The 21,743-nt window shown below is 38.7% G+C and carries 23 protein-coding genes; 12 read left to right on the forward strand and 11 right to left on the reverse strand.

The genetic code is table 11. The features are described from left to right. Positions 1–202 precede the first annotated feature (202 nt). Positions 203–1,684, reverse strand: coding sequence for a dihydrolipoyl dehydrogenase family protein (locus SanaruYs_RS04320; RefSeq protein ID WP_127121254.1), 1,482 nt, complete (start codon positions 1,682–1,684; stop codon positions 203–205). 67 nt (positions 1,685–1,751) lie between these two features. Continuing rightward, positions 1,752–2,705, reverse strand: coding sequence for a citrulline utilization hydrolase CtlX (ctlX, locus tag SanaruYs_RS04325; RefSeq protein WP_127121255.1), 954 nt, complete (start codon positions 2,703–2,705; stop codon positions 1,752–1,754). A 46-nt stretch (positions 2,706–2,751) separates the two neighbouring features. Here ctlX and SanaruYs_RS04330 point away from each other — a divergent pair, with 46 nt between their 5' ends. The 3 genes from SanaruYs_RS04330 to SanaruYs_RS04340 are packed head-to-tail and all read left to right on the forward strand — an operon-like array spanning position 2,752 to position 5,836. Further along, positions 2,752–4,728 (forward strand): sensor histidine kinase, encoded by a 1,977-nt coding sequence (locus SanaruYs_RS04330; protein ID WP_127121256.1) that lies wholly within the window; start codon positions 2,752–2,754, stop codon positions 4,726–4,728. Position 4,729: 1 nt separating this feature from the next. Next, positions 4,730–5,305: a phosphatase PAP2 family protein gene (locus tag SanaruYs_RS04335; protein WP_127121257.1), complete on the forward strand. Its 576-nt coding sequence runs from the start codon at positions 4,730–4,732 to the stop codon at positions 5,303–5,305. Positions 5,306–5,326: 21 nt separating this feature from the next. Next, complete coding sequence (locus tag SanaruYs_RS04340; protein WP_127121258.1) at positions 5,327–5,836, forward strand: YdeI/OmpD-associated family protein; 510 nt, start codon at positions 5,327–5,329, stop codon at positions 5,834–5,836. An 8-nt stretch (positions 5,837–5,844) separates the two neighbouring features. Here the strand turns inward: SanaruYs_RS04340 and SanaruYs_RS04345 are convergent, their stop codons facing one another. Beyond that, positions 5,845–6,924, reverse strand: a complete 1,080-nt coding sequence (locus SanaruYs_RS04345; RefSeq protein ID WP_160118580.1) for a glycoside hydrolase family 53 protein — start codon at positions 6,922–6,924, stop codon at positions 5,845–5,847. Between the two features lie 38 nt (positions 6,925–6,962). Continuing rightward, positions 6,963–7,547, reverse strand: coding sequence for a riboflavin synthase (locus SanaruYs_RS04350; RefSeq protein WP_127121260.1), 585 nt, complete (start codon positions 7,545–7,547; stop codon positions 6,963–6,965). A gap of 85 nt (positions 7,548–7,632) precedes the next feature. Between SanaruYs_RS04350 and SanaruYs_RS04355 the strand changes: the two genes are divergently transcribed. From SanaruYs_RS04355 to SanaruYs_RS04385, 7 genes are all read left to right on the forward strand, one after another. After that, positions 7,633–8,205 (forward strand): hypothetical protein, encoded by a 573-nt coding sequence (locus SanaruYs_RS04355; RefSeq protein ID WP_127121261.1) that lies wholly within the window; start codon positions 7,633–7,635, stop codon positions 8,203–8,205. Positions 8,206–8,211: 6 nt separating this feature from the next. Then, positions 8,212–8,496 (forward strand): winged helix-turn-helix domain-containing protein, encoded by a 285-nt coding sequence (locus SanaruYs_RS04360; protein WP_127121262.1) that lies wholly within the window; start codon positions 8,212–8,214, stop codon positions 8,494–8,496. Between the two features lie 43 nt (positions 8,497–8,539). Next, positions 8,540–9,064 carry a hypothetical protein gene (locus SanaruYs_RS04365; RefSeq protein WP_127121263.1) on the forward strand — a complete coding sequence of 175 codons (525 nt, stop codon included), beginning with the start codon at positions 8,540–8,542 and terminating at the stop codon, positions 9,062–9,064. A 30-nt stretch (positions 9,065–9,094) separates the two neighbouring features. Then, on the forward strand, positions 9,095–9,655 hold the full coding sequence (locus tag SanaruYs_RS04370) for a DUF7010 family protein (protein WP_127121264.1): 561 nt from the start codon (positions 9,095–9,097) through the stop codon (positions 9,653–9,655). Positions 9,656–9,667: 12 nt separating this feature from the next. Then, positions 9,668–10,414 carry a tetratricopeptide repeat protein gene (locus SanaruYs_RS04375; RefSeq protein ID WP_127121265.1) on the forward strand — a complete coding sequence of 249 codons (747 nt, stop codon included), beginning with the start codon at positions 9,668–9,670 and terminating at the stop codon, positions 10,412–10,414. Between the two features lie 2 nt (positions 10,415–10,416). Then, the gene (locus SanaruYs_RS04380; protein ID WP_127121266.1) at positions 10,417–12,528 is read left to right on the forward strand and encodes a carboxypeptidase-like regulatory domain-containing protein; all 2,112 of its coding nucleotides are present in this window, start codon (positions 10,417–10,419) and stop codon (positions 12,526–12,528) included. Positions 12,529–12,622: 94 nt separating this feature from the next. Then, positions 12,623–13,528: a DUF72 domain-containing protein gene (locus SanaruYs_RS04385; RefSeq protein WP_127121267.1), complete on the forward strand. Its 906-nt coding sequence runs from the start codon at positions 12,623–12,625 to the stop codon at positions 13,526–13,528. 24 nt (positions 13,529–13,552) lie between these two features. On the opposite strand, the gene SanaruYs_RS04390 is transcribed toward SanaruYs_RS04385, so the two are convergent. Then, a complete protein-coding gene (locus tag SanaruYs_RS04390; RefSeq protein WP_127121268.1) occupies positions 13,553–15,580 on the reverse strand; it encodes a tetratricopeptide repeat-containing sensor histidine kinase in 2,028 nt (675 codons plus the stop codon). A 129-nt stretch (positions 15,581–15,709) separates the two neighbouring features. Between SanaruYs_RS04390 and cysS the strand changes: the two genes are divergently transcribed. Then, positions 15,710–17,212: a cysteine--tRNA ligase gene (gene cysS, locus SanaruYs_RS04395; protein ID WP_127121269.1), complete on the forward strand. Its 1,503-nt coding sequence runs from the start codon at positions 15,710–15,712 to the stop codon at positions 17,210–17,212. Positions 17,213–17,447: 235 nt separating this feature from the next. Continuing rightward, the gene (gene yidD, locus SanaruYs_RS04400) at positions 17,448–17,687 is read left to right on the forward strand and encodes a membrane protein insertion efficiency factor YidD (protein WP_218022359.1); all 240 of its coding nucleotides are present in this window, start codon (positions 17,448–17,450) and stop codon (positions 17,685–17,687) included. Here yidD and SanaruYs_RS04405 read toward each other — a convergent pair. The 6 genes from SanaruYs_RS04405 to tsaD form a co-directional block, all read right to left on the reverse strand. Then, a complete protein-coding gene (locus SanaruYs_RS04405; RefSeq protein ID WP_127121271.1) occupies positions 17,684–18,073 on the reverse strand; it encodes a tellurite resistance TerB family protein in 390 nt (129 codons plus the stop codon). The two genes, yidD and SanaruYs_RS04405, sit on opposite strands and share 4 nt — an antisense overlap. Before the next feature lie 194 nt (positions 18,074–18,267). Next, positions 18,268–18,762, reverse strand: coding sequence for an HNH endonuclease (locus SanaruYs_RS04410; RefSeq protein WP_127121272.1), 495 nt, complete (start codon positions 18,760–18,762; stop codon positions 18,268–18,270). A 60-nt stretch (positions 18,763–18,822) separates the two neighbouring features. Then, the gene (locus SanaruYs_RS04415; RefSeq protein ID WP_127121273.1) at positions 18,823–19,611 is read right to left on the reverse strand and encodes a C40 family peptidase; all 789 of its coding nucleotides are present in this window, start codon (positions 19,609–19,611) and stop codon (positions 18,823–18,825) included. A 233-nt stretch (positions 19,612–19,844) separates the two neighbouring features. After that, positions 19,845–20,309, reverse strand: coding sequence for an SsrA-binding protein SmpB (gene smpB, locus SanaruYs_RS04420; protein ID WP_127121274.1), 465 nt, complete (start codon positions 20,307–20,309; stop codon positions 19,845–19,847). 3 nt (positions 20,310–20,312) lie between these two features. After that, positions 20,313–20,696 (reverse strand): thioesterase family protein, encoded by a 384-nt coding sequence (locus SanaruYs_RS04425; RefSeq protein WP_246011841.1) that lies wholly within the window; start codon positions 20,694–20,696, stop codon positions 20,313–20,315. Between the two features lie 42 nt (positions 20,697–20,738). Next, positions 20,739–21,743, reverse strand: coding sequence for a tRNA (adenosine(37)-N6)-threonylcarbamoyltransferase complex transferase subunit TsaD (gene tsaD, locus SanaruYs_RS04430; RefSeq protein ID WP_127121276.1), 1,005 nt, complete (start codon positions 21,741–21,743; stop codon positions 20,739–20,741).

Below are 21,743 nucleotides of genomic sequence, written 5' to 3' on the forward strand. Positions count from 1 at the left end.
TCAGGTTGCCAAAATGCTTAAATAAATCATCAAATTACCACATCAGAACATCAGCACATAAACAAATCAGATTGCTTCCTCACCCCAACGCACAACCAACCCTTCATTCCTCGCAATGACGTACACTCATTTTCAAATCTTCAAATTATCAAATCAATCATCGAATTATCACATCAACGAATCAGCACATCAGCAAATCAACTTAAAAATCAATATCCGCATACTCCCCCTTAATACTCGTTCTACAGGATAAACGGCTACGCAGGGCACTAGGTTTAAAAGTTGAATTACCTAATAACATTCGTACACATTCTTGTATCCCTTCAGTTATCGATGGGTGTGGGTGCACACATTCTGCCAACTCTTCAATTCCCTTGTCCATCGAAATCAACAAAGCCACCGCCTGTATGGCACTGGATGCATGATTACCAACAACCTTCATGCCGAGTATCTTCATGTGCTCGTCATTGGTTACTAAAAGTTTAATAAACCCTTGGGTATTTCGCTTAGCAATAGCCCTGGGAATACAACTATAATCAAGGGTTACTACTTTGTAATCAATATGTTTCTCGCGTGCCTGCACTTCGTTAAGTCCTACCCCCGCTACTTCAGGACTCAGAAACATTATGGTACTAATGTTCTCGTAAACAAGTTTGCGGTCGGGCTTACCAAAGATTCTCTCTACGGCATAGCGCCCTTCCAGTTCTCCCACATTCACCAATGATATGTCGGCTGTTAAATCGCCTACCGCAAAAATATTGCTGATATTAGTTTGTGTATCATTATCTTCAATGCCGCGCTTGCTGATATTGATGCCTACTTTATCATCCCACAAATCTTCCAGGTTAGGCACACGTCCCACTGATACCAATGCCTTTTCTACATTAAATACTTCTTTACTACTATCGTTATACTCTAACTCATACTCTACACGACCATGCTTAATTTCCATGCGCACAAGTCTGGAATTACGGTGAATTAATACACCGCTGTTCTCCATATTTCTTTCAATCACCTTTACTACATCATCGTCTTCAAATGGAAGTATTCTGTCGCCCTTATCTATGAGGTGAACTTTAGTTTTACCAAAGCCAGAGAAAATTGTTGCGTACTCGCAGCCAATAACACCGGCACCAACAATTACCATACTTTCAGGAAAATCATTTAGTTTTTCAATGCCTTCACTAGTCAATACAATTTTTTCATCAATGGGTAATTCTGGTAAATAACGTGGTCTGCTACCAGTGGCCAATATGATGTATTCTGCGTAAACAACCTCCTTAACATGCCCACGTGTAATTTCAATTTCATGCTGACTGATTAGTCTGGCACTACCTTCTTTGAAGGAAAGTAAGGTACGGCCATTCATGTTGCGCAGCATATCCATGTGTTCATCTAACATAGACTTGCGTTCTTCAACTGCGCGCTGCACTTCTTCCTGAATTTCTTTATAATTAATGCTGGGAACCTGAAGGTTAAAACGCTTTAAGTTCTTGCGGAATGATGCTGTTTCTCGAGACAGCTCCCACCAGGTTTTAGACGAAAGAGCACCATTAGTGACTCCTGCGCCACCTACCCTGTTTTTTTCAATCAGCAAGACCTTTTTCTTAAAATCGAGAGCCCTCATAGCTGCAGCGTAGCCTGAGGGGCCGGCACCTATCACAACCAGGTCAAATTTTTCCATAGACTAAAACCTTAGACGTTTCAGCCCTAAGGTACGAATAGCCATTAAGGACGGAAAGGTTTTTCGATCACTTTTTTGGTGCGTGTATTCCACCCACCATGCACCGAACGCTTCCTCCACCATGTGTTTCAATGGTTTGAATATTAATAGGCAATAAATCGGCAAACTGCGTAATTGCATCAATTTGCCCCGGAATAAGTGAATTAAAGGCTTGTAGGGAAAGTAGTACGAAAGGTTCTCCCTTTCTATTTTTAACTTCCAGCATATTTCCAGCAAAAGATGCCATTTGAGCATAGCTGATGGCTACTACTTTATGTCCGGTATTTGCGAAAGAATTAAGCACTAATTCCTGATCCTCATCTTTTGTTATTGCATCCAGACAAAGGACAACAAATTTTTCTCCTACGCACATAAGTACATTTGTGTGATAAATGGACTTACCGTGTTGGTCTACAGCATCGAAAAGAATTAAGGAATAGCCAAGGCGTTGAGCAATTTCCTGGGCTAGGTTTTCGTCAGTTCTTTCAGACCGGGAAGCGTAAGCGATTTTATTAATATGATCGAAGACCAAACTACCTGTACCTTCTACCACCTTTTTATTTCTTTCTTCAGCAGAAAAATCAATAATATCTTTAATAGAAAATTTATCCCTTAGCATCTGTACAAACTCAGGTCTTCTTTCTTGTCTCCTGTTTTGAGCAAACATGGGATACAAAAGCAGCTTGCCATCTTCATGCACACTCATCCAGTTATTAGGAAAAATGGCATCGGGCTTTATCGGATCTTTGGTGTCTTCGAAAACAACAAGGTCAATGAGGTTGTCTTTTAATAAATCCACCATATCATCAAACTCCCTAAGCGCTGTGCGATGTACTATAGCCTGATCGTCTTCTGTTGACCGTTGAAAAGAATTGGTCGCAGCAGTTTGCTCATTGAAGCCAAAGTTGGCTGGCCTGACCATAAATAAAGAATGAGGAGTTTGTTGAAATAACATGGCGCAAATATGCCAAAAGAGCATCATAAATTAACTATTTTTGATATTGCGATAACCCTAACCATTAGTAAAATTGTTCTCCTTCCTCCAAACTATAGCCAATACCGGAATAAAAAACGGTATATCTGCTTCTGAACGAAGAGGAATTTTACTTTGCAATCAAATCAACCTAATCTTATTTGGTTTGGGTTTATTCCTAAGTTTTTTTTACTGGATCTATTACCCTCCAAATATTATACGCTACATCATCCCAGCCATTAGCGGATTGAGCGTTTTCTTCATTTTACTGAATGCTTTCCATTATAACACAATAAGCAGAATAGGTACCAGCTTATTTGTTCCATTTGCTACAATGTCGCTTTCTATCTATTCGAAGAGTCTTTATTACGATCAGCAAATTGATCTTGACTATTTTACTTTCCGTTTTATCATATTAGGAGCCTCTATTTTACCCGCTGTCCTTTTTTCAACGAGAGAAAAAGCTAATCTGATTGTGTGTCTGCTACTCAATTTTACTTTGTTAATTTCTCATGATTTTATACATGCTGCTTTTGGAGTGGGTTATCCTGTTAAAGGAATTGATTTGCAAACCTATAATTTTGCAAATGTGGTAATTGGTGTTACTTATTTTGTGTTGCTGGGTTCTGTGCTCTTTTTAAAAATAAATCTGGAACGTGGAGATCGCAAAAATCTACGTTTGCTAGATGAAGTACAAAAAAGCAATGAAATACTTATTTTCAAGAACAATGAAATAGAGGCGCAGCATCAGGAATTATTGGCGCAAAGTGAAAAACTTGCCTTCAATCAGGAGAAGTTACTAGCCGCTAATCGTGTTATTGAAGAACAAAAAGAACTACTATCCAGTCACAATAAAGATTTACAATCTGAACTGGTCGAAAAAAATCAGGACTTATCAGAAGCCAATGCAGAATTAATAAAATACAATAATGAGTTAAGACAATTCTCTTATACAATTTCACATAACCTTCGTGGCCCTTTGGCCAGCTTATTAGGATTAGTGAGTCTTTTTGATAAAAAAATATTAGACGGAGAAAACCTGACCATTGCTAATCATATTCTCGACTCTGCACAACGTCTTGATGGTATTGTAAAAGATCTCAATAAAATTATAGACATACGAAATGACATTTTTAAGATCCGGCAACAAATTTCCCTGGAAGATGAATTGCTTATCATTCAAAATGTACTGAAAAAAGAATTGAATCCTGATCAAATTATCATGGACATTTCAATTGATTCCTGCCCCCATGTTTACTCGGTGCGTCCGATGGTTCATAGTATTTTATACAACTTAATCAGTAATGCACTTAAGTATAGAGCCCCAGAGCGAAAGGCATTAATTAACGTTAAAGCATCTCAAAATAATGACTATTATATATTAAGTGTAGAGGATAACGGACTAGGTATAGATCTTGAAAAACATCAGGATAGTCTTTTTAAACTATACAAAAGATTTCATTACCATACTGAAGGTAAAGGGATAGGGTTGTATCTGGTGAAATTGCAATGCGAAGCATTAGGCGGTTATATAGAAGTAGCTAGTGAACTTAATCGTTTTACACAGTTTACCATTTATCTGCGCAAACCAGAGAACATTGAAAGACAATTACTATTTGATGAACCCCACGCTAAAATATTTTTTGATGCCAGTATTAATGCTACAGGCATAATCTGGAAGGGACCAATTACAAGCGAACAGTACAGAGATGTGTTTGTGAAAAGCCTGGGGTTTGTTAAAGCCTTTAATACACCCAACTACATTGCTGATATTTCAGAGCAGGGAACAATTACAGAAGAAGACCAGCAATGGATGTTTAAAGGAGTAATTCCTGAAGCAATACAATTTGGTCTGCGTAGAATAGCCAGTGTAAAACCCGATGTTAACCATGAACTTATAAGGAAATATCTGGAGGGGATTAATAGCTCGCTTGAAAAGCAAGGTGCGGAGTATCGTATGTTTGAAAGTATGGATGAGGCAACCAATTGGATGCGTGAATCAAATGAATTAGAGCTTAGTCAGAAAAAATAGTATGGAGACCCTAAAAGAACTTGATCGCGATCTGCTAATTTTTTTAAACAGCCTGCATACTCCATGGCTTGATCCAATTATGTTTTGGATTACCAAAACTTTTTTTTGGTTACCACTTTATCTTTTTTTGCTTTACTTAATCATTATCAAATACAAAAAGCAAAGCTGGATACCACTTATTGGTATTGCACTCACTATCTTATTAGCTGATCAGATTACAAGTGGTTTGATGAAACCATATTTTGAAAGACTCCGACCATCGAGAGAGCCAAGTCTGGAAGGTATATTGCACATTGTAAATAATTATAAAGGTGGCAAATTTGGGTTTGCCTCTGGCCATGCCGCCAATACTTTTGGTACAGCTACATTCTTCTTTCTATTATTGAGAAAAAGGTATAAGTGGATAATCTACCTCTTCGTTTGGGCATTGGTTATGACGTATACTAGAATTTATCTTGGTGTGCATTATCCAGGTGATATATTGGTCGGAGGTACTATCGGCATTCTTTGTGGCTGGACAGGGTTTAAAGTACAAGCTTATTTAGACAAGCGCTTTAATAAAATTCAAGCTGCGTAATAGCAAGTTTATAAAGTAAACATGGTTGAATACAAAACCACCATACTGAAATATGAAAAGAACGGAGAAAAAACCGGATGGACTTATATTGATGTGCCCGCGGATGTGGCCGAACAATTAGTACCAAACAATAAAAAATCTTTCCGGGTTAAAGGAAAATTAGATAAGCACACTATTAAACAAGTCGCCTTAATTCCAGTAGGCAAAGGAAATTTCATCATTCCTATAAACGCTGATATCAGAAAAGCCATAGGTAAAAAAGAAGGTGCTCAACTATTGGTTTCGCTCAGCGTAGATAAAACCGATTTTAAATTTGATGAAGATTTCATGGCTTGCCTGGAAGACGAACCAAAGGCAATTCAGTATTTCAAAAGTATTACAGCTTCGCATCAAAAGTACTTTAGCAAATGGATATCCAGTGCTAAAACAGAAGAAACAAAAGTGAAGCGCATTACTATGGCTATTAGCGCACTTAGTCGCGAACTGGGTTATTCAGAAATGATTCGGGAAAGTATGGCTAAAAAAGGATAAAGGATTAATCAGTCCTTGAATACATCTATGGCTGGAAGAACTTTGTTATCAAAATTGAATAACGCCATGTTTTCCCAAGCTGAACCGTTGCTAGCCTCATCGCCACGATAAGCCACCCATTCAGGTGCCCAATAAGCAAAGCCAATAGCTCTATCCGTTTTTATTATCATCGACTTCACTTTCAACATAAAGGCCTTCTGCCCTTCCGGACTTGCTGGGTAACCAGTTACCAAATGGCCAGGCTCTCCAATAAGATTATTAGTCCAGTCATTCCATTGCAGTGTAAAAGGATACGCTGTTTCAGCAAGTACAATATCCTTCTCATTTGTGCGACTTATTCTCGCGATTGCACTTTCCACCTCAATCAAATTTTTAGAATGCCAACGTGGATAGTAAGACAAGGCAATGATATCGTAATCTACTTGTTGGTTTTTGAGGATTGCATAAAACCAATCAGCATCAACACCGGCATAGTGCATCATTATCTTAGTTGTTGACGATACATCTCTTACGGCTTCTACACCACGCTTTAAAAAAGTAATAAAGTTAGCGCTGTTCGCCTCTGCTCCCTCAGGCCAAATCAAACCACCGTTTATCTCATTACCTATTTGTATGTACTCGGGTGATAAACGTTGCATGACTTTTTTAGTGTAATTGTAAACGCTATCAGATAGACCTTGAAGGTTGGCACTTTGCCAGGCTTGTGGTTTAGTCTGACTACCTGGATCAGCCCAAGTATCTGAGTAGTGAAGTGTGATCCAGATTTTAAATCCCTTTGCTTTAGCTTCTGATGCGAACGCTGCCACCTCCTCTAATGAAGATCTTCCATCGGCAGGAGTATGCCACACACGTAAACGCAATGTATTACAGCCTGATTCTTTAAGAATGTCCAGCACATCTGCAGGTAAGTTTTGAGCATTATAAAAAATAGTCCCCTCTTCTCTTATCTCTGGTAAGAAAGAAACATCCGCTGCTTTAATCAAATCCTTTTGAACAGGTTCTACAACAGCATCATTAGGTTCATCAGAGCAGGCTGATAAAGAAATGCATATCATTAACAGCAACGGAAGAAATTTAATGCTCATCATAAGATTTCTTATTTTTTGAAGTATGCAGAGTCTATGGCTCATTTACCCAAAAGCCTCTTCACATATTTACCAATTATATCAAATTCTAAGTTAACAACATGTCCGGGCCTTAAATGTTTAAAAGTGGTATTTTCGTAAGTGTAAGGTATAATGGCCACACGAAAACTCCTTGCTGAAGAATTAAAACAAGTCAAGCTAACACCATTAATACAAATCGAGCCTTTCTCTACAGTTACATTACCATCAGCAGCATCGTATTCAAAATCAAAAAGCCAACTGCCATTTTCATCCTGTACGCTTTTACAAACAGCCACCTGGTCTACGTGTCCTTGTACGATGTGCCCGTCAAAGCGACCATTGGCTACCATGCATCTTTCCAGATTAACGATGTCATGCTGAATAAGCTGGCCCAGGTTAGTTTTTTTTAAGGTTTCGTCAATGGCAGTAACCCAATGGCTATTGGTTTCAAGGGCTGTAACTGTAAGACAGACCCCATTATGCGAAACACTTTGATCCACCTTTAATTCATGGCTAATAGCGCTTTCCATTAAAAAATGATAGTTACTACCCTCCTGTCTGATCTCCTTAACCCTTGCTGTAGCCTCAATTATTCCTGTAAACATATGCGAAATTAGCACGATTTAGCCTTTTTAAAAATAATTTGGTTTATAATATAAACCAGTTTATGTTTACATCGTTAATACGATTATGGAAAGCGAGAATAAAAACCTTAGTCCGGAGCAAAGCCTCGACCTTATTGCCAGCATGATCAGGCAAACACAAGGAAATGTAAGTAGCGGCAGCTTCTACTTTTTATTATGGGGTTGGGTAATTACCCTTTGCAATTTTGGTATGTACATTTTAGCAAAATTTTACTCGCCTTCTAATGCAGCATTTATTTGGACACTAACTATACCAGCCTGGATAATTACTATGATTTATGCCAGCCGACAAGACAAAACAAGATCAATTACCACACACTTGGATAAGATAAGTATGTGGTTATGGATTGCGTTGGGTATTACCATACTCCCTTCATGGATATTTGGTTCCGTTATAGATTGGCGTGTAAATGCACTTGTGTTAATGCCAGTTGGCATGGCCACGTTTGTGTCAGGTATTATTATTCGCTTTAAGCCGCTTTTGTTTGGCGGTATCACCTTCTGGATAGCCGGAACCTTATGTTTTATTGTGTCGCCTCTTGATCAGTATTTGATTGGTGGTGTTGCCATGATCTTTGGTTATCTGTTACCAGGCTATATGTTGAGAAGTAAAAAATAAGCGACCATGTTGAAAGAACTTGATCCACTTCTTCATTCTCAATTAAGATTAGGTGTTATGTCTATACTAATGAGTGTCGAATCTGCTGAGTTTACTTTTCTGAAAGAGAAAACAAATTCAACAGCAGGCAACCTGAGTGTGCAACTTGATAAACTTTCGGAAGCCGGATATATTACGATTGAAAAATCATTCAATGGTAAGAAACCATTAACTACCTGTAGAATAAACCGCAAAGGCATGAAGGCATTTGAAGATTATGTAAATGCTTTGAAGGATTATATCAAAAAATAATTTTTTTGAGTTTCAAGTTTATAAAATAAACCAGTTTATAATTATGAAAAATTTACTCTCACTCTTCCTGTTGGTAATAAGTTTACAACAGGTATCTGCACAACGACCTGATGTTTCAGCACGCTGCAAACAAGAAATGAAAAAGCTTGTTTATATGGCGGGCGACTGGAAAGGAGAAGCCAACATTCGCGACCAAAGCGGTGTACTTAAAGTTGCACAAACGGAACATATCGAATTTAAGCTAGATAGTCTTGTGTTAAATATTGAAGGAATTGGTCGTGAAGGAGAAAAAATTACCTTTCACGCTTTGGCTAACATTAACTATGATGTTACCACACAAGCCTTTCAATTTAGATCTTATGTAAAAGAAGGTTTCAGCACCAATGCATACTTCAAGATTTTAGAAGAGAATAAGTTTGAATGGGGTTTTGATATTCCATCAGGTGGAAAATCGCGTTATACGATCATCCTCAATCCCTCAACCAAAACATGGAAAGAAGTCGGTGAATACTCACGCGATGGACAACAGTGGTACAATTTTATAGAGATGAATCTTACCAAAATTTAAGACTCCGTTCAATTTCAAATTTCAAATTATATGAATCTCGATCAACAACGCGAAGAATTCAAACGCAGACGGTTTCTTGCTATGCCCCTTGCCGGAACGGTAGCATGGATGGTGATTGGTATAGGTAGTTTATTCTTAATTCCTGCCGGCCTCGTTTGGTTAACATTTATTGCAACAGGCTGCATAGCCTACCTGGGAATTATGCTTTCCAAACTCACAGGCGAAAATTTTACAGATAAGAATAAACCTAAAAACACTTTTGATACGCTCTTCTTTTATTCAGTAGGCATGTCGCTGCTGGTATACGCCATCGCGATTCCATTTTTCATGATTGATTATACCACTTTGCCTTTTACCGTTGGCATTCTTGCGGGGCTTATGTGGTTACCTGTGTCTTGGATTATTCAACATTGGATTGGTCTTTTCCACGCCATCAGCAGAACACTTCTATTGGTTGCCGTATACTTTCTCTTCCCTGACCAGCGGTTTCTGGCAAGTGCCATTGTTGTTGTGAGTATTTATCTGATCACTATTGTTGTGTTAGAAAAACGTTGGAAAGCAGTTAACCAAATTAAAATATCGCTTAGTTAAAAACATACTATTATGAAAACTATAATATTAATTACAAGTTTATTGTTCTCTTTCAATGTCTTAACCGCACAATACGAGCTTAACAAATTACTGTACCGTGCCTACCTACAGAATACCTCCAGCACACAAGCAGAATTAAAGCAGGCTGAAATTAAACACCGCGAATCAGTTAAAGCTGATCCTAAAAATACAAGCAAACGCTATACGCTGGCTTTTATACAATGGAGTTTGCTAAACGCAAGTATGAGAACCCAAGATGAAACACTATTTGATGACTACTACGATGCATTGATAGACAACCTTGATGAACTATTAGACATTGATAATAAACATGCCGAAGCATACGCTTTACAATCTTCTGCTTATGGATTAAAGATTAGTTATAGTCCGATGCAGGGTATGTTTCTTGGTCCTAAGAGTAGTAGTATTATTGAAAAAGCAAAAAAAATAAATCCTAACTCTGCGCTGGTTTGGAAAATCTATGCCGGATCAAAACTATTCACACCTGAAATGTGGGGTGGTGATGTTAAAGAAGCAATTAAAGCTTTTGAGACTTCTGTTAAACTTTACGAATCAAAACCGGAATCTCTTCCTGAAAATTGGCAATACCTGGATGCCTTGGCATTTCTTGGGCAGGCATATATAAAAGATGAACAACCTAAAAAAGCAATTGTCATTTACGATAAAGCCTTACAGGTAGAACCAGAGTTCAATTATGTAAAGAAGTCGTTATTACCAAAAGCCAAAGCCATTCAATAAAAATGAGAATCCTTCTGCTCCTCTTGTTGATTCAGTTTTCGTCTCAAATACTGTATGCACAATGTTCAAATGTTACAGGCTCTGTACTAGATACTGAGACAGAAGCTGTGCTACCTGGTGCAACTGTATATCATTTGAGTGATTATCAAAAAGGAACAACAACAGATATTAATGGTGTATTTAGTTTAGTGGCTAACGTTAACAATCAAATTAAAATAAGTTTTATTGGCTACGAAACTCAGACCATAATTGTTGATAGTACTTGTACAGCATTGGTAAGATTAGCACCCCTGGCCACTAATCTTAGTGAAATGACAATACGAGCTGAGCGCTTGGTAGCAGAAGGATTTACCATCACTAAACTTTCTAAACTAAACATTTACACTAACCCCGGTGCCAAAGCAGATCCGTTGTTGGCCGTAAATACTTTGCCTGCAGCCACAACGTTAGATGAATCTGCAAACATCAGTCTACGTGGTGCAGACCCTTCAGAAACCGGGATTTTTCTGAATAATGTACCTATTAATGATGCCGTACGGTATGCACAGCTAAACGGTATCGGCACTTTCAGTATTTTCAATACGGCTATTATCAATCAAATGTTGGTTTACCCGGGCAACCCACCATTAGAATATGGCAACACAACCTCAGGATTGATTGCTTTAAGCACCGATGAGCAAGTACCAAAGCAGAACACAAATTCTATCACGCTTTCATTAGCCAATATAGGATTCTTAAGTAGTCGAAAGCTTACAGAAAAATCAGCCCTGACTACCTTTACAAACATTCAACCTTCTGCTGGCATAAAATTTATCAATCCAACTTCCTTAGAAAGATTAAAGCGATTTAATACAATTGATCTTGGACTTCATTATCTGAATCGGTTAAGTGAGCGAACGCTCTTAAAAGTATTCAGTTACAGTAATGCTGAGTCTTTCAGCTATGAAACGCGTCAGGCCACTTTCAACGGAAATTTCGACCAGGAAAAATGGAGAACGCTTCTAATTGCAAACTTACGTCATCGGTTAAAATACGGAGAACTATCGTTTAACAATGGTGTTAATGCTTCTTCTAGTAAATTTCAATTAAGTATTATCGACACCAAACTTAAATTACAGGATTATTATTCAAGTCTGACCTATCAGTATGCTTGGAAATTACTAGAAGTAAAAACGGGTATAACGTATGACTATCGATCAACCAATTTCTCAGGAGCAGTACCGCTTTATGGATTTGCGATGGGTGAAGAACATCCTACTTTTAGTCTTTCCTCATCACAAACTGCACAGACACCTGAAGCTTTTGTGTATGCTAATTATCATGTAAGCGAAAAATGGCAAGTGGGTGCTGGTCTCAGAAAAAATGCTTTTGCAAAAAAGCAAAACGATTATTTAAGTAGTCAGATCAATGTTTCTTATCAACCCGCAGCGTACTGGAATATCATACTTTCTGCTGGTAATTATAATAAAATAACTATTTCACAGGAAGACTATTCGCAATTACTACATTTCGAAAGCAAACAGTATTCGGTAGATATTTCTCGCAAAAGCAGCAGATTTGAAAATAGTTTATCATTGTATTATAAAGCGGGAAGCAGAAATGAATTACAAACTTTAGTTAAAGGAATAGAGTTTTATAGTCGCTACCAATTACCTCAAAAGATTCGAATTGACTTAGCTTTTACATCACTGGATGCCTCACAAAAAGCCATCCAATCTAACAGACTCTCGTCACGTTACGATATCAATTATATTATCAGAAATACTGTTGAATATAAATTCTTCTCTACCTGGACAATTGCTGCTGTTTTAATGAGGAGACAAGGAAGTTTCTATGATCCAGTCAGCCAAACAAACTATCGTGCTGATTTAAATGCTTATGAACCTGGTTATGGTAATACGCAACGACTACCAGATTATTATCAAATGGATATGAGTTTAACTAAACTATTGCTCTTAGGAAAGAAGGGCACTGCAGTTATCTTTCTTAGTACCGGAAACGTTCCTGATTTTCAAAATGTAAGAAGTTACACGTACAATTTCGATTACACAGAAAAGAGTCAGGAGTTGTTTTCGTTGCGCACATTTTATGCTGGCCTTATATTGAATTTTTGAAGTCACATCAATGATTAAAATAGAACTATTTAAGGGCTAATATTCCCTGTTTACTTCTCTATTTACATTAACTTTACCAATCAATTTTGTTCGTATGGAATTTGGTAAAGTAGATCCTGCTGATCTTGATAAAATAGATTTTAAATTGCCACCAGATCATGCTGACACGATAGCCATTTTAGCCAAGGCAAAAAAAGTGAATACGCAGATTTATATTGGCTGTGCCAAATGGGGCAGAAAAGATTGGGTAGGTAAACTCTATCCGCCCAAAACCAAAGAAGCTGATTTTCTGGTGCACTATGCAAAACACTTCAACTGCATAGAACTGAACGCTACCTTCTACAGAATGCCCACACCTGTTCAGATAAAAATCTGGAAAAGTAAAGTCGGAAAAGACTTTAAGTTTTGCCCTAAGTTTGTAGATCAGATTACGCATTTACGCAGACTCAAAAATGTAAAAGAAATTACCGATCAGTTTTTAGAAGCCATTTATGAGTTCGGAGAAAATCTTGGGCCAATCTTTTTAATGCCACACCCACAGATGGGACCCAAAGCGCTAGATACATTACAAGCTTTTATTGAATCACTCCCAGAAGAAGTGGAGTTATTTACAGAATTCAGGCATCCCGAATGGTTCAGTAATCAGCAGGCATTTGATCAGGTTTACGATGTACTTAAAAAACAAAAATCAGGTGCCATTATCACCGATGCCAGCGGCAGAAGAGATTGTGTGCACATGCGACTAAGTACGCCAGAAGCTTTTATCCGTTTTGTTGGCAATGGTCTGCATCCAACAGACTATACACGTATTAATGACTGGGTGCAGCGAATGAAACAATGGAAAGATCAAGGTATACAGCGCATCTGGTTTTTTATGCATCAACATGAAGAACTACATTCGCCAGAACTGTGTCGCTATTTAATTCCCGAAATCAATAAGCATTGTGGAACAAATATTAAAGGAATCAATTTTATTGATGATCAAAATCTGTTTAATTAAAACCTTTCTAAGCATTTTTTCTTGCTAGTTATGTAGCAAGGGAATAGACACTTTGAAAGTAGCGCCCTGGCCTGATTCACTGATAAGCTCAATAGTAGCATGTAACTGATCACATAATTGCTTAACAATAGTAAGTCCAAGTCCGGTTGATGCCTCTCCTGCTGTAGGCTGGGCGGATAAGCGTTGAAATTTTTTAAATAGATTTTTACGATCCTCCTCGGTAAAGCCTGGCCCTTCATCTTTAACAGAAATCAATATGTAATCTTGTTCCATCCGGCAGTCAATAAATATATTTTTTCCTTTGGGTGAGAACTTAATAGCATTTGAAACTAGATTATCCATTATGCGTTGCAAATGGTCATTTACTGATTCAATAAGGAGTTTTTTGTTCGGATTAACTACATGTAAGTTTATCTGCTTATCAGCCAGTTGTGTTTCGTACTCACGCGCTAAATTCTGAATCAATAAAGTTATATCAACCTGTCCATAAATTAAGTTGTTAGTATGTTCACTATTAGCAGCTAGTAAATCAGCAATTAGCCTTCTACCCTGTTCCACTACATTGTTAATCTTGTCTACATAATCCTTTTGATGCTCATTTAGATCTCCATCCAATTTTACCAATTCTAGCAAACCCTTTACTTTATTGAGTGGCGATTTTAAATCGTGCGCTACTACGTTCATCAAATTATTCTTTTCCTTTATAGACTCTTCGAGTTCTTTATTTGTATGCTCTATTCTTTCCGCATAATCAGTCAGCACTTTATTAACACGTGCCTTGCGCTCATTTCTCCTCCACAACATAATGGAGAAGATTATTACAAAAAGAGAAAGCAGGGCCATCATAGAAAATCCATAGAGGTTATTCCTGGCCTGAACCTCTTTTATTAGATTCTCTGATCGCAATAATTCATTCTCCTTCTCTTTCTTTTCAGCCTCATATCTCGCCATCATCTCAGCAATTTGTTCAGACTTATCTTTCCTATAGAGGGAGTCTTCCAACTTACCTAAATAATCTAATTGCTCAACTGCCTGTTTAAAATTGCCCTGCTTTTTATAACAACGTGATAAGTTAAGCGTTGCTGTAACCATCATTTCTAAAGAACCTATTTCTTTGGCCAGCTTATAGCTCAATTGACTATATGGAATAGCCTCTCCATATTTCCCGGCTTTCTCAAGGTTAGCTCCAATATTACCGTAAGATGAGGCAATCCCGCTTTTATCATTTCTCTCTTGTTTGATTTTAAGTGATTTGAGATAATATTGATGTGCCTGCTTGTGATCTCCTACATTTTCGAAGGTAATTCCCAGGTTATTGTAGATCATGGCAAATTCTCTTTTATGGATATTGGTATCCAAAACTGCTGCCGACTCTATAAAATTTTCACGAGCCTTAAGGAAATCTTTTGTGTTCAGGTAGATAAGACCGATGTTGTTTATTGTACCAGCTACTGCCTCCTTTAAACCAAGCGTTTTTCGAATAGCAAGTGCCTTTTCGAAGTATGACATCGCCATTTTATTATCTTTTTGAGCTTTATAAACGAAAGCCATGCTATTAAATGCGTTGGCCATCCCCACCGAATCTTTCATATCTTCAGAAATAGAAAGTGATTTGAGGTAGGCATCCATGCTGCTGACCAATTGCCCCTTGCGTTCGTATACAATGCCGATATTCAAATGAGCCTTGGCCCGTTCTGTTGAATCATGGTTTGTAATAGTCAGTGCTAGGCCTTCATTAAAAAAATAAAGAGCTGAATCATATTCATCATTAGAACGTTTGATGTTCCCCAAATTTTTAAAAACAGAAATTTGTTGAGCTTGATCGTTAAGCTGCTTAGCCAATGCCGATGCCTTTCTGCAATAAATTAAGGCTTTTTCTCTATCAATTGCTCGGTAAGAATCGCATAAAGCACAGAGTGTACTCAGCAAGTTTTTACCCTGCGCCTTTTGCAAAGCCTGTAAAAGGCTATCCTGATCTGAGGCTTGTGTTTGAGCGAACGAATTACCTGAAAATATAGGAAGTAAGAGGATAAGGACTAGACAAAAACGCATGGGGTAATCTTAGATAAAGCCAAAATACGCTTTATGCTTTAAAAATCTTATCATTCGCAAAAAAATCAACTTCGTTTCCAAAATTCCGTTTACTCAAAATGTGCTATTTTCGCACCTTCTCTTGTACTTATGAAGCTTTACGATCAGCATCCTATTAATCTAACAAACTCACTGAGTGGTAAAAAGGAGTTATTTAAACCCATTACAGAGGGTTATGTGGGTATGTATGTTTGTGGACCAACGGTTTATAACAATGTACACTTGGGTAACACCCGTACATTTTTAACTTTCGATATTGTATCTCGCTACTTCCGATTTTTAGGTTTAAAAGTGCGTTATGTGCGTAACATTACCGATGTAGGGCACCTGACAGATGATGGAGATGATGGTGAAGACAAGATTGGTAAAAAAGCCAGGCTGGAAAAACTCGAGCCTATGGAGGTGGTGAAACGCTACACTGAAGATTTTCATGGGGTAATGCGTTTGTTCAACATACTACCACCAAGCATTGAACCGTCTGCCACGGCTCACATTATTGAGCAAATAGAAATCACCAAAAAACTAATTGATTTAGGTCTGGCATATGAAGTAAATGGTTCGGTATATTTTGATGTAAAAAAATACAACCAATCACACCACTACGGTATATTGTCTGGTCGTAACATTGAAGAGTTGATGGAGAGTGGTCGCGATCTGGACAGCCAGGATGAGAAACGAGAAAAAGTAGATTTTGCTCTTTGGAAGAAAGCATCAGAAGAACACATCATGCGCTGGCCATCTCCGTGGGGTGATGGTTTTCCAGGTTGGCACATTGAGTGTACTGTAATGAGCACAAAATACCTGGGCGAAACTTTTGATATACATGGCGGTGGTATGGATTTAAAATTTCCGCACCACGAATGTGAGATCGCGCAAGCTACCGGTGCCAACGGAAAAGTGCCCGTTAACTACTGGCTGCATTCTAACATGCTTACTGTAAACGGGCAGAAAATGAGTAAGTCGTTGGGCAATTCGTTTTTACCAGCCGAGTTACTCAGTGGCAACCACCCTTTGCTCGATAAAGGTTATGGCGCCATGACTACCCGTTTCTTTATGTTACAGTCGCATTACTCCAGCACCTTAGACTTTTCAAACGAAGCATTGCAGGCAGCTGAAAAAGCCTACAGAAGATTGAGTACGGCATTAGGTGCTGTTAAATCATTAACACACAGTGAAGGTAAAGTTGACGAGACTTTATCTACCGAGTTAAGCGGACTGATTGATGCGTGTTATAAAAATATGAGTGATGATTTTAACACCGCCAAAACATTGGCTGTGTTGTTTGAAATGTCGTCACGCATTAATGATTTTAAATCCGGGAACCGGAAAACTGGTGATGTAAGCGCTGAGCTTTTTGAAAACTTTAAGAAGACTTACATCGCATTTATGGAAGAGGTGCTGGGCTTGCAGGAAGAAAGCACTCAAAGCAACAATGCATTAGACGGTGCCATTAAGGTATTGATTGAATTACGTAAGAAAGCGAGAACCGATCGTAACTATGCCCTATCAGATAAAATCAGAGATGATTTGAAAGCAGCGGGTATTCAGTTGAAAGATGGCAAGGATGGGGAGATGAGTTATGAACTTGAATGATTCGTTAATCGTTGTTGGTTGTTCGTACTTCGTTGTTCGTTGTAAAATTAAAACTTCAAAGGATCGCTGAATTGTGAGCTAGATTAAATTGTGATTAGCAATGTGTATATAAACTTAGATTGCTTCAGTCGTGCCTCCCTTGCAATGACGTGAACTTTTATTTTAGGATTCATTAAAAATACCCAAAAACGAATTACCAACAACCATTAACGAACAACCAACAACCAACAACCACTTGCTCAAAAAGCCCTTCATATTTCTCATTCGCGTTTACCAGGCTACTCTATCGCCTTTGTTAGGATCGAATTGCAGGCATACACCGACATGCTCGCAATACACAGTTGAAGCCATTCAGGAATGGGGTGTTGTAAAAGGGACTTTAATGGGTGCAAAAAGAATTTCACGTTGTCACCCCTGGGGTACAAGCGGCTACGATCCGGTACCTAAAAAATCAGATCGAGGTAAAGTAAATTAAGCCGCGTGTTTATCTGAAGAAGAAAGTCTGGTGATCATTTCTACATCTTCGAAATCAACATTAGTTTGTTTAATCGCTGACATAAGTAGTCTGATTTCGCTCATGTCTATAGTGGCATCTGCTTCAGCTAATCTAAAAAGGTAAGCAAAGACACAGAGTTTTTCTTCATCGGTACAACCATTAAGCAATGCAAGACCTCTTGCATAGATATCCTGCTTCTTTATGGTTGATATACTTTTAGCAAAGCCTTGAAAAATTGCATCATCAATCTTTTCTTCTTGCTTAATGCTTTGCAGCATTTTCATTTCACGTTCATCAATACGACCGTCAACATTGATCAGCATGTGAACAAGATGTAGGAGTCCGAGGTGATAATTCGTATTCATAAAGCGGCAGTTTGGTTAAAAAATTTTACTGCGGATTAAAGCCATCAATCCGTTGGTTAATTCAATATACTCAAATCAGCTAATAAAGTTGCGTAGCCAGTGAACCTGCCTTGCAGGTAAGCGCGAAAAAACCTAAAAAATGGAGCTTAATACAAGAATTTGAGTAAAAACACCTACAACGGTAGGCTACGGGTTTATGAAAGATATTCTTCCCATTCGTTAGCATGCCCATTGGCATAATCCTTCAGGAAGATGGCGTAGGAAGGTCTGATCGGTTTGTGCTTGAGAATCATATTTGCTTCTTCTGGTGTGAAGTCACCCTTTTTAGCATTACAGCGTTTGCAGGCTGTTACCAAGTTAGTCCAGGAGTCTTTGCCACCCTTTGCTCGAGGGATTACATGATCGATGGTGAGGTCACGTTTAGTGCCACAATACTGACATTCAAAATTATCGCGCTTAAAAATATTCTGACGCGTCAGGTTAACACCTTTGTAGGGTGCGTTTACATAACGATTAAGCCTAATGACCGATGGCATCGGGAAAGTTTGCGTGATGGAGTGCAGCTTGTAGCCATTGGCACTTTTAACCATCTCGCTTTTATTGAGGTATACCAATATGAACGCACGCTCAACAGAGCAGACCATTAGTGGGCTGGAATCATTGTTAAGCACCAATACACGGTTGTTCATACTGAAAGATAGTAGCTATCTCTTATCAAACAAAACTTAATGTACTTGGTTTAAAGCTACTTAGCTCAAAATTCTTCGGAAATGCGATAGTTGGTGACTCAGTTGACCGCTTTCAGTGTGGATGATGCCCTCCTCACTCAGGCTATCGAGGCGCACACGACCAGAGGCATGAATGATCTGGTTGTTGGCATAAACGATACCTACGTGGGTAATAGCTTCATCATTGTTTTTAAAAAATGCCAAGTCGCCCGGTTTTGTCTCGGAAAGCAATTTAACCGCTTTGCCCTGTGTTGCCTGCTGGCGTGCATCTCTGTACAGTTTATAGCCACAAATTTTAAACACCATTTGTGTTAAGCCTGAGCAGTCGATACCGAAAGGTGTTTTACCACCCCACAGATAAGGTGCGTGCAAATAACGGTTAGCTATAGTTCTTAGAAAATCAAACTCTCTTTTCAAACCCAGGTTTTTGGCTTCGCCATTAAAAGCGAATTGTTCTTCCATTTTAAAAAGCTCAGTACTGGATATAGGAATGATGCTTCCCATGACAATGGCCAACGGCACTTTATTATATAAAATGCTTGTTGTAAGGTCGGTGGCAATTTTAAGTTCTGCCCTACCCAGGTAATCAAAATATTCCTTGCTGATGCTATGGTGTTGTTTAGCATCAATCCAGCCTTCGTATTCGTCAAAAGCTATTTGTATTTTAATCCACTTCTTATCACCCGAAACTTGTTTTACTTCGTAGTGTTCTCCAAAAAGCAATTGCGTAACCAGCTCCGCTTTATCAGCAGCTTCTGCTCGCACCGCTACTACACTTAAACGACAAACACCAAAATCTATAGTATCCATTAATTAATTCCTTCAATACGGTTTAAGTAAAAATTGACCAGTTTATGAAAGTTTAAAAAGCTGTGGTCAAAGTATTTTTATTTATCATTTATAAAAACAGGTTTTTCATTAATCCGTCTTACCGCTGTTTACTTCGTCATTCAGCGGTCTGACGGATAGTAGATAAATGTCATTTAAGCGACCTCTTTGATTGTGTAATTTCTCTCCATCTTTCTTTCAATTTATACAATTTACTAAAATTTTACCCTGCTCAATTCGCGTTTAATATCACGTTCTTTTATTGAATCACGTTTGTCATGCACTTTTTTACCTTTAGCCAAGGCTATTTCTAGCTTGGCATATCCTCTTTCATTAATAAACAACCTTGTGGGTATCAGGGTAAGGCCCTTCTCCTCTACTTTGCCCTCCAGTTTTTTAATCTCCATTTTCTTCAGCAACAACTTTCTTTCACGGGCTGCCTCATGGTTATAGTGCGTTCCCTGCGCATAGGTTGTAATGTTGATCCCTTTTGCAAAAAGCTCGCCATTATTCAAGTAGCAGTAACCATCTTGTAGGTTTACCTTACCTTCTCGTATCGACTTAATCTCTGTACCTTTTAATACAATACCCGCAATATATTTATCAAGCAGCTCGTATTGAAAGCCTGCCTGCTTATTGCGGATGTTGATATCATTAGAAAAACGATCTTGTTTACTCATTTTTTACACAGGCTTTTGTAAGAGCTTGTTCAACTTATCTTTCTTTAAAATTTTTTGTCCTGTTTTACCAATGGCCACCAGTCTGTCGCCCACACTTGCCTGATAATGACAAATCAGTTCATTTCGTTCAATTGAATCCACCCAGGCTTCAAAAATAATTTCTTCACCCACAAAAGCTGGCCCTTTATGCTCTATACTTAAAAAAGTGCCAATGCCTTCTTCATCGTCTTCACGCATCTCCAACACAAACTGCCGGGTGGTCCATTCAATATCCCTTGCCAATGAAAAGGTGGCACAAACAGGGTGTACTACCTCCCCATGAAAAGCAGCTACATCTTGCTGTGTAACAAGGTGTTTAAATGTTTTTCTATCGCCTGGTTTAAACATCTCTTTCACAAATAAAGCAAGTTTGTTTGTCAATTATTGTCATTAAATGGGCATTCGTGCTAAAGGTGTTACACTTAAATCGGCAAAATCGCCTTTTAAAAACTTATAGTGAGCTGCCATGGCAATCATACCGGCATTATCAGTACAGTATTCGAAAGCGGGAATATACACCTGCCATTGTTTGCGCTCAGCCATAGCAAGCAAACTTTTGCGTAAGCCCGAGTTGGCCGAAACACCTCCGGCTATGGCTATCTCTTTTATGTTAGTCTGTTTGGCAGCTTGCTCCACCCGCTTTAGCAACATTCCTACTAAATGTGCTTGCAGACTGGCGCAGATATCGTTCAAATTCTGCTCAATAAAATCAGCATTCTTCCTCACCTCATCGCGCAGAAAATACATGAACTGTGTTTTAATGCCACTGAAAGAAAAATCGAGGTTGGGCATTACCGTTTCTGTAAAGGTAAAACGTTTGGCATCGCCCAACTGTGCATGCTTATCAATAAGTGGCCCGCCCGGATAGGGCAAGCCCATCAATTTGGCTGCTTTGTCGAAGGCCTCACCCACGGCATCATCCTGGGTTTCGCCAATTACTTCCATGTCCAAAAAGTCTTTAACTAAGACAATTTGCGTGTGGCCACCACTTACGGTTAGGCACAAAAAGGGAAAAGATGGTCTGGGCTCGTCAATAAAGTGCGCCAACACATGCGCCTGCATGTGGTTTATTTCTATTAGCGGAATATTAAGGGCCAGGGCCATTCCTTTAGCAAACGACACTCCCACCAGAAGCGAACCTATCAGACCCGGCCCACGTGTAAAGGCTATGGCAGATAATTTGCTTTTATCTATGCCTGCCGTACTGAGGGCTTCGCTGACTACCGCCACAATATTCTGCTGGTGGGCACGCGAGGCTAACTCAGGCACCACTCCACCATATTTTTGGTGAATGGCCTGCGTGGCAATAATATTATTAAGTACCTTGCCGTTTGTGATAACGGAGGCTGAGGTTTCATCACAGGATGACTCAATGGCAAGGATGATGGGATGCAT

This window comes from Chryseotalea sanaruensis (assembly GCF_003990915.1).
In the GTDB taxonomy this organism is placed as follows: Bacteria; Bacteroidota; Bacteroidia; order Cytophagales; family Cyclobacteriaceae; genus Chryseotalea; species Chryseotalea sanaruensis.

What these genes read in the sequence shown, in the direction of transcription:
- SanaruYs_RS04320 (WP_127121254.1), bottom strand. Translation starts at nt 1,684, where the DNA reads ATGGAAAAATTTGACCTGGTTGTGATAGGTGCCGGCCCCTCAGGCTAC.
- ctlX (WP_127121255.1), bottom strand. Translation starts at nt 2,705, where the DNA reads ATGATGCTCTTTTGGCATATTTGCGCCATGTTATTTCAACAAACTCCT.
- SanaruYs_RS04335 (WP_127121257.1), top strand. Translation starts at nt 4,730, where the DNA reads ATGGAGACCCTAAAAGAACTTGATCGCGATCTGCTAATTTTTTTAAAC.
- SanaruYs_RS04340 (WP_127121258.1), top strand. Translation starts at nt 5,327, where the DNA reads ATGGTTGAATACAAAACCACCATACTGAAATATGAAAAGAACGGAGAA.
- SanaruYs_RS04345 (WP_160118580.1), bottom strand. Translation starts at nt 6,924, where the DNA reads ATGATGAGCATTAAATTTCTTCCGTTGCTGTTAATGATATGCATTTCT.
- SanaruYs_RS04350 (WP_127121260.1), bottom strand. Translation starts at nt 7,547, where the DNA reads ATGTTTACAGGAATAATTGAGGCTACAGCAAGGGTTAAGGAGATCAGA.
- SanaruYs_RS04355 (WP_127121261.1), top strand. Translation starts at nt 7,633, where the DNA reads ATGGAAAGCGAGAATAAAAACCTTAGTCCGGAGCAAAGCCTCGACCTT.
- SanaruYs_RS04360 (WP_127121262.1), top strand. Translation starts at nt 8,212, where the DNA reads ATGTTGAAAGAACTTGATCCACTTCTTCATTCTCAATTAAGATTAGGT.
- SanaruYs_RS04365 (WP_127121263.1), top strand. Translation starts at nt 8,540, where the DNA reads ATGAAAAATTTACTCTCACTCTTCCTGTTGGTAATAAGTTTACAACAG.
- SanaruYs_RS04370 (WP_127121264.1), top strand. Translation starts at nt 9,095, where the DNA reads ATGAATCTCGATCAACAACGCGAAGAATTCAAACGCAGACGGTTTCTT.
- SanaruYs_RS04375 (WP_127121265.1), top strand. Translation starts at nt 9,668, where the DNA reads ATGAAAACTATAATATTAATTACAAGTTTATTGTTCTCTTTCAATGTC.
- SanaruYs_RS04380 (WP_127121266.1), top strand. Translation starts at nt 10,417, where the DNA reads ATGAGAATCCTTCTGCTCCTCTTGTTGATTCAGTTTTCGTCTCAAATA.
- SanaruYs_RS04385 (WP_127121267.1), top strand. Translation starts at nt 12,623, where the DNA reads ATGGAATTTGGTAAAGTAGATCCTGCTGATCTTGATAAAATAGATTTT.
- SanaruYs_RS04390 (WP_127121268.1), bottom strand. Translation starts at nt 15,580, where the DNA reads ATGCGTTTTTGTCTAGTCCTTATCCTCTTACTTCCTATATTTTCAGGT.
- cysS (WP_127121269.1), top strand. Translation starts at nt 15,710, where the DNA reads ATGAAGCTTTACGATCAGCATCCTATTAATCTAACAAACTCACTGAGT.
- SanaruYs_RS04405 (WP_127121271.1), bottom strand. Translation starts at nt 18,073, where the DNA reads ATGAATACGAATTATCACCTCGGACTCCTACATCTTGTTCACATGCTG.
- SanaruYs_RS04410 (WP_127121272.1), bottom strand. Translation starts at nt 18,762, where the DNA reads ATGAACAACCGTGTATTGGTGCTTAACAATGATTCCAGCCCACTAATG.
- SanaruYs_RS04415 (WP_127121273.1), bottom strand. Translation starts at nt 19,611, where the DNA reads ATGGATACTATAGATTTTGGTGTTTGTCGTTTAAGTGTAGTAGCGGTG.
- smpB (WP_127121274.1), bottom strand. Translation starts at nt 20,309, where the DNA reads ATGAGTAAACAAGATCGTTTTTCTAATGATATCAACATCCGCAATAAG.
- SanaruYs_RS04425 (WP_246011841.1), bottom strand. Translation starts at nt 20,696, where the DNA reads ATGTTTAAACCAGGCGATAGAAAAACATTTAAACACCTTGTTACACAG.
- tsaD (WP_127121276.1), bottom strand. Translation starts at nt 21,743, where the DNA reads ATGCATCCCATCATCCTTGCCATTGAGTCATCCTGTGATGAAACCTCA.